21 protein-coding genes are annotated in these 11787 nt (G+C 52.1%); all 21 read left to right on the top strand.

The features are described 5' to 3' along the window. Positions 1 to 88 precede the first annotated feature (88 nt). Genes rpsL through rplF form a run of 21 tightly spaced genes read left to right on the top strand, consistent with a single transcriptional unit; the run spans position 89 to position 11770 of the window. Positions 89 to 460, top strand: a complete 372-nt coding sequence (rpsL, locus tag CFB04_RS09440; protein WP_088535040.1) for a 30S ribosomal protein S12 — start codon at positions 89 to 91, stop codon at positions 458 to 460. Positions 461 to 480: 20 nt separating this feature from the next. Continuing rightward, on the top strand, positions 481 to 951 hold the full coding sequence (rpsG, locus tag CFB04_RS09435) for a 30S ribosomal protein S7 (protein ID WP_088535039.1): 471 nt from the start codon (positions 481 to 483) through the stop codon (positions 949 to 951). A 30-nt stretch (positions 952 to 981) separates the two neighbouring features. After that, positions 982 to 3057, top strand: a complete 2076-nt coding sequence (gene fusA, locus CFB04_RS09430; RefSeq protein ID WP_088535038.1) for an elongation factor G — start codon at positions 982 to 984, stop codon at positions 3055 to 3057. Between the two features lie 27 nt (positions 3058 to 3084). Then, a complete protein-coding gene (tuf, locus tag CFB04_RS09425) occupies positions 3085 to 4275 on the top strand; it encodes an elongation factor Tu (protein WP_088535037.1) in 1191 nt (396 codons plus the stop codon). Between the two features lie 56 nt (positions 4276 to 4331). Continuing rightward, a complete protein-coding gene (gene rpsJ / locus CFB04_RS09420) occupies positions 4332 to 4640 on the top strand; it encodes a 30S ribosomal protein S10 (protein ID WP_088535036.1) in 309 nt (102 codons plus the stop codon). A gap of 29 nt (positions 4641 to 4669) precedes the next feature. After that, positions 4670 to 5299, top strand: coding sequence for a 50S ribosomal protein L3 (gene rplC, locus CFB04_RS09415; RefSeq protein ID WP_088535035.1), 630 nt, complete (start codon positions 4670 to 4672; stop codon positions 5297 to 5299). 26 nt (positions 5300 to 5325) lie between these two features. Then, positions 5326 to 5949 carry a 50S ribosomal protein L4 gene (rplD, locus tag CFB04_RS09410; RefSeq protein ID WP_088535034.1) on the top strand — a complete coding sequence of 208 codons (624 nt, stop codon included), beginning with the start codon at positions 5326 to 5328 and terminating at the stop codon, positions 5947 to 5949. Continuing rightward, positions 5946 to 6230, top strand: a complete 285-nt coding sequence (locus CFB04_RS09405; protein ID WP_088535033.1) for a 50S ribosomal protein L23 — start codon at positions 5946 to 5948, stop codon at positions 6228 to 6230. The genes rplD and CFB04_RS09405 overlap by 4 nt, the downstream gene beginning before the upstream one ends. Positions 6231 to 6250: 20 nt before the next feature. Then, entirely contained in the window at positions 6251 to 7075 is an 825-nt protein-coding gene (gene rplB, locus CFB04_RS09400; protein WP_088535032.1) for a 50S ribosomal protein L2, read from the top strand. A gap of 25 nt (positions 7076 to 7100) precedes the next feature. Further along, a complete protein-coding gene (gene rpsS, locus CFB04_RS09395) occupies positions 7101 to 7382 on the top strand; it encodes a 30S ribosomal protein S19 (RefSeq protein ID WP_088535031.1) in 282 nt (93 codons plus the stop codon). A 28-nt stretch (positions 7383 to 7410) separates the two neighbouring features. Then, positions 7411 to 7743 carry a 50S ribosomal protein L22 gene (gene rplV, locus CFB04_RS09390; RefSeq protein ID WP_088535030.1) on the top strand — a complete coding sequence of 111 codons (333 nt, stop codon included), beginning with the start codon at positions 7411 to 7413 and terminating at the stop codon, positions 7741 to 7743. Positions 7744 to 7767: 24 nt separating this feature from the next. Then, positions 7768 to 8403 carry a 30S ribosomal protein S3 gene (rpsC, locus tag CFB04_RS09385; protein WP_088535029.1) on the top strand — a complete coding sequence of 212 codons (636 nt, stop codon included), beginning with the start codon at positions 7768 to 7770 and terminating at the stop codon, positions 8401 to 8403. 19 nt (positions 8404 to 8422) lie between these two features. Further along, positions 8423 to 8848 carry a 50S ribosomal protein L16 gene (gene rplP, locus CFB04_RS09380; protein ID WP_088535028.1) on the top strand — a complete coding sequence of 142 codons (426 nt, stop codon included), beginning with the start codon at positions 8423 to 8425 and terminating at the stop codon, positions 8846 to 8848. After that, on the top strand, positions 8835 to 9023 hold the full coding sequence (gene rpmC / locus CFB04_RS09375) for a 50S ribosomal protein L29 (protein ID WP_088535027.1): 189 nt from the start codon (positions 8835 to 8837) through the stop codon (positions 9021 to 9023). Before rplP ends, rpmC begins: the two co-directional genes overlap by 14 nt. A 10-nt stretch (positions 9024 to 9033) precedes the next feature. Further along, positions 9034 to 9279 carry a 30S ribosomal protein S17 gene (rpsQ, locus tag CFB04_RS09370; protein ID WP_088535026.1) on the top strand — a complete coding sequence of 82 codons (246 nt, stop codon included), beginning with the start codon at positions 9034 to 9036 and terminating at the stop codon, positions 9277 to 9279. Between the two features lie 26 nt (positions 9280 to 9305). Further along, positions 9306 to 9674, top strand: coding sequence for a 50S ribosomal protein L14 (gene rplN / locus CFB04_RS09365; RefSeq protein ID WP_088535025.1), 369 nt, complete (start codon positions 9306 to 9308; stop codon positions 9672 to 9674). Positions 9675 to 9694: 20 nt separating this feature from the next. Next, entirely contained in the window at positions 9695 to 10021 is a 327-nt protein-coding gene (rplX, locus tag CFB04_RS09360) for a 50S ribosomal protein L24 (RefSeq protein ID WP_088535024.1), read from the top strand. 13 nt (positions 10022 to 10034) lie between these two features. Then, complete coding sequence (gene rplE, locus CFB04_RS09355) at positions 10035 to 10574, top strand: 50S ribosomal protein L5 (protein WP_088535023.1); 540 nt, start codon at positions 10035 to 10037, stop codon at positions 10572 to 10574. 17 nt (positions 10575 to 10591) lie between these two features. Further along, positions 10592 to 10777 (top strand): type Z 30S ribosomal protein S14, encoded by a 186-nt coding sequence (locus CFB04_RS09350; protein WP_088535022.1) that lies wholly within the window; start codon positions 10592 to 10594, stop codon positions 10775 to 10777. Positions 10778 to 10806: 29 nt separating this feature from the next. Next, on the top strand, positions 10807 to 11205 hold the full coding sequence (gene rpsH / locus CFB04_RS09345) for a 30S ribosomal protein S8 (protein WP_088535021.1): 399 nt from the start codon (positions 10807 to 10809) through the stop codon (positions 11203 to 11205). Between the two features lie 25 nt (positions 11206 to 11230). Next, on the top strand, positions 11231 to 11770 hold the full coding sequence (gene rplF / locus CFB04_RS09340) for a 50S ribosomal protein L6 (protein ID WP_088535020.1): 540 nt from the start codon (positions 11231 to 11233) through the stop codon (positions 11768 to 11770). Positions 11771 to 11787: the final 17 nt, after the last annotated feature.

Here is an 11787-nt window from a genome sequence, read left to right as displayed (position 1 = left end):
TGACAAGTGTATACTTCCTTGTTACTTTTGTCGCTTCCGGCGAGGGGGTACCTTTGCCAAAAAGAAGCTCGTGGGAGAAGGATTTTTTATGCCAACGATTAATCAGCTGATTCGCCTCGGCAGGGAGAGTAAGAAAGACAAGTCGACTGCCCCGGCTCTAAAGTGCTGCCCGCAGAAGCGTGGTGTGTGTACGAGGGTTTACACTACCACTCCCAAAAAGCCAAACTCCGCGCTCCGCAAGGTTGCGAGGGTTCGTCTGACGAACGGGATAGAGGTAACCTCCTATATTCCCGGGGTGGGGCACAACCTGCAGGAGCACTCTGTTGTGCTGATCAGGGGTGGAAGGGTAAAGGACCTTCCGGGGGTCAGGTATCATATCGTTCGCGGCACCCTTGACTCTGTTGGGGTTAAGGGGCGCATGAAGAGCCGGTCCAAGTACGGCGCGAAGCGACCCAAGTAAAGACTACGTGAGAGGTTGATATGCCCAGGAGAAGAGAAGTAGCCAAGCGAGTTATTTTGCCCGACCCCAAGTACAATGATCGGGTCGTTGCAAAGCTGGTCAATATAATGATGTTGGACGGGAAGAAGAGTACTGCGGAGCGGGCTCTTTATAATGCTCTCGATCTTGTCGCTCAGCGGGCCAATGAAGAGGCGGTTAAGGTTTTGAAAAAATCCCTCGACAACATTAAGCCGATGCTTGAAGTAAAGTCCCGGCGTGTTGGTGGCTCCACCTATCAGGTGCCTGTTGAGGTTCGGGCTGACCGTCGGACTTCTTTGGCGATGCGATGGTTGATTCGCTACGCTAATGATCGCTCTGAAAAGACGATGACCGACAAGCTCGCTGGCGAGATTCTGGACGCCTACAATAATCGCGGTGCTGCTGTGAAGAAGCGTGAAGATACCCATAAAATGGCTGAGGCCAATCGCGCCTTCGCTCACTACCGCTGGTAGTTCATATAGACAAGTACTAAGGAGTTTGTTGTGGCACGTTTGGTTTCGCTGGAAAAAACCCGCAATATCGGGATTATGGCTCATATCGACGCAGGCAAGACCACCACTACTGAGAGAATTCTCTACTACACGGGGGTTTCGCACAAGATCGGGGAGGTCCATGAGGGCACCGCTACAATGGACTGGATGGCTCAGGAGCAGGAGCGGGGCATCACCATTACCTCGGCGGCGACTACCTGTTTTTGGGACGACCATCGGATTAATATCATAGACACGCCTGGTCACGTTGATTTCACGATCGAGGTTGAGCGTTCGCTGCGTGTTCTTGACGGTGCTGTTGCAGTTTTCTGTTCGGTGGGCGGGGTTGAGCCTCAGTCTGAGACTGTCTGGCGCCAGGCTGATAAGTACCGTGTGCCTCGTATCGCGTTTATCAATAAGATGGACCGCGTCGGCGCGGATTTTTTCCGCGGGGTTTCGATGATTAAGGATCGTCTTAAGGCGAATCCCGTGCCTATTCAGCTTCCCATCGGCGCTGAAGATATGTACAGGGGCGTCATAGATCTTGTTGAGATGAAAGCCATTGTGTGGGACGAGGAATCGCTGGGGGCAAAATTCCATGAAGAGGAAATCCCTGCTGATCTGCTCGACCAGGCCAACGAGTACCGTGAAAAGCTGATTGAGGAAGTTGCCAGTCATGACGACGCCCTGATGGAGAAATATCTGGGCGGCGAAGAATTGACGACGGAAGAGGTTGTCAACGCAATCAGGAAAGCGACCATCGACATTCAGATCTGTCCGGTCATTTGCGGGTCCTCTTTCAAGAATAAAGGTGTTCAGAACCTTCTCGACTCGGTAGTTGCGTATCTTCCTTCTCCCGTCGATATTCCTGCTATCAAAGGGGTTGACGAGCGGGGTGGCGAGATTGAGCGTAAAGCGTCGGATGAAGAGCCGTTTGCTGCGCTTGCATTCAAGATCATGACCGATCCGTTCGTTGGGCAGCTTTGCTTTTTCCGTGTTTATTCCGGTGTTCTCAATTCAGGCTCCTATGTCTACAATTCTACCAAGGAGAAGAAGGAGCGTATCGGTCGCATCCTAAAGATGCACGCTAATAAGCGTGAAGAAATCAAGGAAGTCTATGCAGGTGATATCGCTGCTGCTGTGGGGCTGAAGTATACCACCACTGGAGACACTCTCTGTCCCGAGGACAATCCGGTTATTCTTGAGTCGATTGAGTTTCCTGAGCCGGTTATCGCAATTGCCATAGAGCCGAAGACGAAAGCCGATCAGGAGAAGCTTGGGACGAGCCTTGCCAAGCTGGCCAGTGAAGACCCCTCTTTTAGGGTTAAGACTGACGAAGAGACCGGCCAGACGATTATTTCCGGTATGGGTGAGCTTCATCTCGAAATCATCGTAGATCGTCTCATGCGTGAGTTCAAGGTGGAAGCCAACGTCGGCAAGCCTCAGGTTGCTTACCGCGAGACTATCACCAAAAAGGTCAAGGTTGAAGGTAAATTCGTTCGCCAGTCCGGCGGGCGCGGCCAGTATGGCCATGTCTGGCTTGAGGTCGAGCCTCAGGAGCCCGGCAAGGGCTATGAGTTTGTGGATGCCATCAAGGGCGGCGTCGTTCCGCGCGAGTATATTCCTGCGGTCGACAAAGGGATCCTTGAGGCTACCGAGACTGGTATATTGGCTGGATTTCCTGTTGTCGACGTCAAAATTACTCTGGTGGACGGTTCCTACCATGAGGTCGACTCCTCTGAGATGGCGTTCAAGATCGCCGGCTCCATGGGTTTCAAGGAGGGTTGTGCGAAGGCTGGCCCCATTCTTCTTGAGCCAATCATGTCCGTTGAGGTTGTTGTGCCCGAGGAGTACATGGGTGATGTCATCGGAGATCTCAATTCCCGTCGTGGCCGCATCATGGGGATGGAGAGTCGAGCCGGTGCTCAGGTCGTAACTGCCATGGTTCCGCTTGCCCAGATGTTCGGCTATGCTACCGACGTTCGCTCCGCCACTCAGGGGCGTGCCACATACACCATGACCTTCGACCACTATGAACAGGTACCGAAGTCGGTTTCCGAAGAGATTATTGCGAAAGTAAAAGGTTAAACATTTTTACCAAGGAGGGGTTCCGACATGGCCAAGGCAAAATTTGAGAGAACGAAACCGCATGTAAACATAGGGACGATTGGTCACGTTGACCATGGGAAGACGACCCTTACCGCAGCCATCACGAAAGTGCTTGCCGGCAAGGGGCAGGCTGAGTTCAAGGCGTTCGACCAGATCGACAACGCCCCTGAAGAGCGTGAGCGCGGGATCACCATCGCCACCGCCCATGTCGAGTACGAGACCGACAAGCGTCACTATGCCCATGTGGACTGCCCCGGCCATGCCGACTACGTGAAGAACATGATCACCGGAGCCGCGCAGATGGACGGCGCCATTCTGGTCGTCTCCGCAGCCGACGGTCCGATGCCGCAGACCCGGGAGCATATCCTGCTTGCCCGTCAGGTTGGCGTTCCCTACATCGTAGTCTTCCTCAACAAGGCCGACATGGTCGACGATGCCGAGCTCCTCGAACTGGTAGAGCTCGAAATTCGGGAGCTCCTCTCCTCCTACGACTTCCCGGGTGATGATATCCCCATCATCAAGGGTTCCGCCCTCCAGGCACTGAACGGCGAGCAGGGCGAGCTGGCCGAGCCGGCGATCATGCAGCTCATGGACGCGGTGGACAGTTACATTCCCGAGCCGCAGCGCGCCATCGACAAGCCGTTCCTTATGCCGGTCGAGGACGTATTCTCCATCTCCGGGCGTGGTACTGTTGCCACTGGCCGCGTCGAGAGAGGTATCGTCAAGGTAGGCGAAGAGGTAGAGATCGTCGGAATGAAGGCGACAACCAAGACAACCGTCACCGGTGTCGAAATGTTCCGCAAGCTCCTCGACGAAGGTCGTGCGGGCGACAACATCGGCGCACTTCTGCGTGGCGTCAAGCGTGAGGACATCGAGCGCGGTCAGGTGCTTTCCAAGCCCGGCTCCATCACCCCGCACACAAAGTTCAAGGCCGAAGCCTATGTACTCACCAAGGAAGAGGGTGGCCGCCACACTCCGTTCTTCAACGGATACCGTCCGCAGTTCTACTTCCGCACCACCGACGTGACGGGTATTGTCGAGCTGCCTGCGGGGACCGAGATGGTAATGCCCGGCGACAACATCGCCGTCACCATCAATCTGATCACCCCGATCGCAATGGACGAAGGACTTCGTTTCGCGATCCGCGAAGGTGGCCGTACCGTCGGCGCCGGAGTGGTCAGCTCAATTATCGAATAAATTCCTGATGCGGAGCGCAGGGCGCTTCGCTGGAAATAACTGCAGACGAGGAAGCGATGCCAAGCCAGAAAATACGAATTCGTTTAAGAGCCTACGATCATAAACTGCTCGACCAATCGGTTGGGGAGATTGTCGATACCGCTAAGAGAACGGGAGCACGGATTGCCGGTCCAATTCCGCTTCCAACGGTCATAAATAAGTACACCGTTCTCCGTGGGCCGCACGTCGACAAGAAGTCGCGCGAGCAATTCGAGATCAGGACTCACAAGCGGCTGATCGACATACTCGACCCGACCCAGCAGACCGTAGACGCACTTATGAAACTTGATCTTTCGGCCGGCGTCGACGTCGAAATCAAGCTTTAACTGAGAATTCAAGGATAGGACTGACTGCCATGAAGAAGGGTATAATCGGGAAAAAACTGGGAATGACCCAGATCTTCGCCGAGGATGGTCGTAGAATCCCTGTGACGGTCGTTGAGGCTGGTCCCTGTGTGGTTCTTCAGAAGAAGACCGTTGAGAGGGATGGGTATAACGCCATTCAAGTAGGGTTCGCTGCCAAGGAAACTGCTAGGGCAACGAGAGCACTCCTCGGGCACTGCAAGGATGCCGGCCAGGGCGCTTTCAACTACCTCCGTGAGTTGCAGGTTGAGAACATCGACCAGTATAACGTCGGCGACACCATCAATGCTGATGTTTTTGCTGAGGGAGATGTTATAGACGTCACCGGAACCAGTATTGGTAAGGGTTTTCAGGGGGTCGTCAAGAGGTGGGGATTCAAGGGGGGGCGTTCGACTCACGGTTCCCGTTTTCACAGGGCACCCGGTTCCATTGGCTGTTCTGCAACACCATCGCGTGTTTTCAAGAATAAAAAGATGCCCGGACAATTGGGCAACGAGCAGGTAACCGTGCAGAAGCTTAAGGTCGTAAGGGTGGATGCTGCCGATAATCTCCTGCTGATCAAAGGCGCCATTCCTGGAGGGACCAATGCCCTCGTGCTGATCAAGGACAGCGTCAAAGCTTAGTAAATAGAGTATCTCTGGAGCGTGTTATGGCTACGATAGATGTATTTGACATAAAGAAGGAAAAGGTGGGGGAGATCGAGCTGAATGAAGCCGTGTTTAACGGTGACGTCAGGGAGTATCTGATCCATGAAGCGGTCAAGGTTCAGCTTGCCAACAGACGTGCTGGTACTGTGTGCGTTAAGAACCGCTCTGCAGTCTCGGGTGGTGGTAAGAAGCCTTTTCGCCAGAAGGGAACCGGTGGTGCGCGCCAAGGTTCAATCCGTGCTCCTCACTACCCTGGTGGCGGTGTTGCGTTCGGACCACGGCCCAAAGTGTACGATCTTTCCATGAACAAGAAGGCTCGCAAGGCAGCACTGCGGTCTGCGCTCTCGCTCCTGTACAAGGATAACAGAATGACCGTCATGAATAACCTTGACCTGGCCGAGATATCCACTAAGCAGTTCGCTGGGGTTCTAAACAGCTTCTCTGTTGCAAAAGCCCTTGTCATTATCGATGGCACGAACCGCAACCTTGAGCTTTCCGCCAGGAACATCAAGGACGTGAAAGTTCTCAAGTCGGATGGCCTCAATGTGGTCGACATACTGAAGTACAAGAATGTCATCTTCACGCAGGACGCCGTTCGTAAAGTTGAAGGAGTTCTACAGCCATGATTATTTACGACGTGATCAAGAAGCCGCTCATCACCGAAAAGTCTACCATTGAAAAAGACAATAAAAATGTTGTCGCCTTCGTGGTGAATCGTGATGCAAATAAGATCGAGATCAAGCAGGCCGCCGAAAAGCTTTTCAAGGTTGAAGTAGCAGCAGTGCGGACGGTCAATGTCGCGGGCAAGGTGAAGCGTGCCGGCAAGTTCGTTGGAAAGCGATCAAACTGGAAAAAAGCGTATGTGACCCTCAAGGAGGGGAGCAACGTCGATTTCTTTGAAGTATAAAATCGTACTGGAGTTCGTAAATGGCCATCAAGAGTTATAAACCGACGTCGGCTGGGCGCAGACACCAGACCTGTTCAACCTTTGAGGAAATAACCTGCAGCACTCCCGAAAAGTCACTGCTTGTTACGCTCAAGAAGACTGGCGGCAGAAACAGTTTCGGTCGGATCACCTCGCGCCATATCGGCGGAGGGCACAAGCAGAAGTACAGGATCATCGATTTTCGTCGCGACAAGAAAGATATCCCGGCGAAAGTGGCCTCGATTGAGTACGATCCGAATCGCAGTGCACGCATAGCTCTTCTGAATTACGTAGATGGAGAAAAGCGCTACATTCTGGCGCCCCTCGATCTCAAGGTTGGCGACACTGTAATATCAAGCGCAGGGGCTGATATTAAGCCAGGTAATTCGCTTCCGCTTAAAGCTATCCCGCTTGGTACAATCATTCACAACATCGAGCTTAAGATCGGAAAAGGCGCTCAATTGGCTCGCAGCGCTGGAACGTTTGCACAGTTGATGGCCAAAGAAGGAAAGTACGCACAGGTTAAACTCCCCTCGGGAGAGGTGCGAATGGTCCTTCAGGAGTGCATGGCGACGATCGGCCAGGTTGGTAATATCGATCACGAGAATGTCAGCATTGGTAAAGCGGGGCGTTCCCGTTGGCTCGGCAAACGGCCGAAGGTCCGCGGTGTTGCTATGAACCCGGTAGATCATCCTCACGGCGGTGGGGAAGGCCGTACATCCGGTGGTCGTCATCCGGTTACACCTTGGGGTATTCCGACGAAGGGCTACAAGACCAGGACCAACAAGACTTCGAGTCGATTCATCGTCAAGAAGCGGACAAAATAAGACCTCTGCATAAAGGACTGTAAAGATGGCACGTTCTATTAAAAAAGGCGCATTCGTCGATGGGCATCTCGCTGATAAGGTGGCAGCCGAGGGTCCCAACTCGAAAAAGATCATCAAGACCTGGTCGAGACGCTCCACGATCACTCCCGATTTCATCGGGCTGTCGCTGGCCGTTCATAACGGTAAGAAATTCATTCCGGTTTTCGTTACCGAAAACATGGTTGGCCACAAGCTAGGTGAGTTCGCGCCCACAAGAACCTTTTACGGGCACGGTGCTGACAAGAAAAGCAAACTGAAGAAGAAGTAAGCAGTAATCCCGAAAAGGAGTTTTCCGCATGGAAGCACGCGCCAAGTTATCATTCGCTCGACTCTCCCCTCGCAAGACCCGTCTGGTTGTGGACATGGTACGCGGAAAAGGGATCCAGTCCGCACTCAACATACTTCGTTTTTCACCCCAGCCTTCGGCGAAACTCGTTGCCAAGCTGCTGAGCTCGGCAGTGGCCAACGCCGAGCAAAAAGGGGTTTCCGATGTAGATCGTCTTTTCGTCAAGACAATATCGGTTGATGGAGGCGCGGTTCTGAAGCGTTTCGTGCCCCGCGCGATGGGCAGGGCCAGTAAGATAAGAAAACCGACCAGCCACATTTCTGTTGTGCTGGCTGAAAAGTAAACAAGAATACGGCGGAGGTGTAGTTTGGGTCAGAAAGTTAATCCTGTAAGCTTCAGGCTTGGGGTCATCAAAACATGGGATTCCCGCTGGTACGCGAAGGCTGATTATTCCAACCTTCTTCACGAGGATCTGAAGCTGAGGACCTTCCTGAAAAAGAGGCTTTATAACTCTGGTGTTTCCAAGATCGAAATCGAGCGGGCTGCCAATAAAGCCAAAATCAATATCTATACTGCTCGACCGGGCCTTATCATCGGTAAGAAAGGTTCGGAGGTGGAGACCCTGAAGAAGGATCTGGCAAACCTCACGGACAAAGAGGTTTATCTAAATATCCAGGAAGTCAGGAAGCCTGAACTGGATGCCCAACTTGTTGCGGAAAACATAGCTCTGCAGTTGGAGCGCAGGATTGCCTTCCGGCGCGCCATGAAGAAGAGTGTGACGTCTGCTCTCAAATTCGGTGCCAAGGGAATCCGCATCACCTGCTCAGGCCGCCTCGGTGGTGCCGAGATGTCACGAACCGAATGGTATCGTGAAGGCCAGGTACCTCTTCACACCCTGCGGGCCGATATAGATTTCGGCTTTGCCGAAGCTAAGACGACTTACGGTATCATCGGGGTTAAAGTCCTCATCTATAAAGGTGAGATTCTGCCCGGTCAAAAATAGAAACAGGAGTAAGCTTGCGATGTTAATGCCCAAGAGAGTTAAACATAGAAAGCAGATGAAAGGGAGAATGACAGGCGCTGCAGGCCGCGGTACCTCCCTTGCTTTCGGTGACTTCGGACTTCAGGCCACTGAGTGCTGCTGGCTGGATTCCCGTCAGATCGAAGCTGCGCGTATCGCGATGACCCGTTACATAAAAAGGGGCGGCAAGATCTGGATCCGTATTTTTCCTGATAAGCCGCTTACCGCTAAGCCTGCCGAAACTCGTATGGGCAAGGGAAAGGGCTCTCCCGATTCATGGGTCTGTGTCATCAAGCCTGGCAGGATCCTGTACGAAATGGAAGGCGTGTCTGAAGAGATAGCGCGCGAGGCTTTGCGACTGGCTGCGAACAAACTGCCGCTCGCCACAAAGTTCGTTTCGAGGAAGGAAATCTATGAAGGCGAATGACTTTAAAAGTATGGGCAGCGACGAGCTGCAAAAGAAAGAGCAGGACCTGACCCAGGAACTTTTCAATCTCAAGTTCCAGCTCCATACCGGACGCTTGGAGAACAGCGCTAAACTGTCTTCCATTCGCAAGGACATAGCACGGGTGAAAACCATACTCCGCGAGAAGAGGGGTTAGAGAGGCAGATATGAGCGAGCGTGGCAATCGGAAAACCCAGATCGGGGTAGTAGTCAGCGACAAGATGGATAAAACGGTAGTGGTGAAGGTCGACCGCATTATCAAACACCCCGTGTACAACAAGTTCATCAAGCGGTCAGCCCGCTATAAAGCGCACGATGAGCAGAATCAGTGCAAGGTAGGCGATCAGGTGGTTATCGTCGAGTCACGGCCCCTGAGCAAGGACAAATGCTGGAAGGTCAGACAGATCATATAGAAGACCGCAGAGGCTAGGAGTTATTCATGATACAGATGCAAACCATACTTGATGTAGCTGACAATTCTGGGGCCAAAAAGCTCTTTTGCATTAAGGTGCTTGGTGGTTCAAAAAGAAAATATGCCAGCATCGGCGACATAATTGTAGCGTCGGTTAAGGAAGCTATCCCCAATTCTAAGGTTAAGAAGGGGGATGTGGTAAAGGCTGTCGTCGTCAGGACCGCCAAGGAAATCGGCCGGCCAGATGGCTCCTATATCCGTTTCGACGACAACTCGGGCGTCGTCATCAATAACCAGAAGGAACCTGTCGGAACCCGTATTTTCGGGCCGGTAGCCAGGGAACTCAGGGCAAAGAAATTCATGAAAATCATTTCCCTTGCCCCTGAGGTACTTTAATCATAGACGGGGAGACAACGATGCTCGGCAAGAATCTGCACGTGAAAAAAGGCGACACCGTCATGGTGGTAGCCGGCAAAGATAAAAACAAATCCGGGAAAATCATACAGATTCTCCCGAAAAAGGACGGCGTCCTCGTCGAGGGTCTCAATGTCGTCAAGCGGCACACCCGCGCCCGTGGTAACGAGCCGGGCGGGATCCTGGAAAAGGAAGCTCCGATTCATATATCGAACGTCATGCTGTACTGCGGCAAATGCCGCAAGCCAGTTCGTACAAAGATCAACGTTCTTGAGGATGGTAAAAAGGCTCGTGTCTGCACCAAGTGCGGCGAAGCTTTCGATAAATAGGATGGAGGGGTAAATGGCTAGGCTTAAGGAGCTTTATCATACAGAACTGGTTCCCCGGTTGATGAAGGAATTCAATTACAAGAGTGTAATGCAGGTTCCGAGACTGGAGAAAGTTGTTATAAACATGGGGCTCGGCGAAGCTATACAGAATGTCAAGATTCTAGACTCTGCCGTTGAAGAGCTGGCTGCCATTTCCGGACAGAAAGCCGTGATTACCAAGGCAAAAAAGTCCATAGCGAGTTTCAAGCTGCGTCAGGGTATGCCCATCGGGTGCATGGTAACCCTTCGTAAGGAGCGGATGTATGAGTTCCTCGATCGTCTGATCAACGTTGCAATTCCACGCATCAGGGATTTTAAAGGGGTTTCCGGCAAAGCGTTCGATGGTGCCGGTAACTACTCGCTCGGTATCAAGGAGCAGTTGATCTTTCCGGAAATCAACTATGACAAAATCGATAAAATCAAGGGCATGAACATCACCATCGTTACCAATGCCAAAAACGATGAAGAAGGTAAGGCTTTGCTTAAACTTCTTGGAATGCCTTTCAGGAATTAAACGGCTGGAGGAAATCAGTGGCTAAGAAATCAATGATAATCAAGGCGCAGCGAGGCAGTAAGTTCAAGGTTCGTGAATATAACCGTTGCCCCTTGTGCGGCAGGCCTCGGGCATATTACCGCAAGTTTGATATGTGCAGGATCTGTCTGAGGAAGCTCGCATCCAACGGGCAGATTCCCGGCGTTATCAAATCAAGCTGGTAATTAAACGTACACGTAAGAGGAGTTAATCGATGTCGATGACTGATCCCATTGCCGATATGCTGACCCGCATAAGAAACGGCGTTATGGCAAAATTGCAGAAGGTGGATATTCCATCGTCCAACATGAAGGTAAGCCTTGCCGGAGTTCTCAAAGCAGAAGGTTTCATCAAGAATTATAAGGTGATCGCTGACCAGAAACAGGGAATTCTCCGGGTTTACCTAAAGTACATCGACGAGAAGGATTCCATCATCACCGAGATCAAGCGGATCAGCAAGCCCGGTGGGCGGCGCTATGTAAAGAGCGATGCCATCCCCAGTGTTAAAAACGGTATGGGAGTCGCGATTCTTTCGACCTCTAAGGGGATCATTACCGACAAGGCAGCACGGGAAGCCGGCGTCGGTGGCGAAATCATCTGCACCGTCTGGTAATCATACAGGAAGAAGGAGCAACAGCATGTCCAGGATCGGCAAACGCCCCATTGAAGTTCCCAAGGGGGTTAAAATAGCATTCAACGATTCGGTGTTTAAGGTCGAAGGTCCTAAAGGCAGTCTTTCCCGCAAGGTTATGGATTGTGTAGCCATCGAGATTTCCGATAGCTCCGTTCAGGTCACGCGAAACAGCAACGACATTCAATCGCGGTCTGCTCATGGCCTAACCAGGACGCTGATCAATAACATGATTGTCGGAGTAACCAAAGGTTTCGAGACCGCTCTTGAAATCAATGGCGTCGGGTACCGTGCAGAAGCCAAGGGAGATGTCCTTAATCTGAGCCTCGGGTATTCACATCCGATCAACTTCCCGCTTCCTAAAGGGATCAGCGTGGAAGTTGATAAGATGACCAAGATCCTGGTTAAAGGCATTGATAAGGAGCTTGTTGGTCAAACCGCTGCCAAAATCAGATCCTTCCGCGGTCCCGAGCCCTACAAGGGCAAGGGTATTAAGTACGCCACTGAAACCATCCTGAGGAAAGCCGGAAAGACCGGTAAAAAATAGGTAAGGCAAGGAGAAGC

Source organism: Geobacter sp. DSM 9736 (genome assembly GCF_900187405.1).
Classification (GTDB): Bacteria; Desulfobacterota; Desulfuromonadia; order Geobacterales; family Geobacteraceae; genus DSM-9736.
This window is presented reverse-complemented; position numbering and strand designations above follow the sequence as displayed.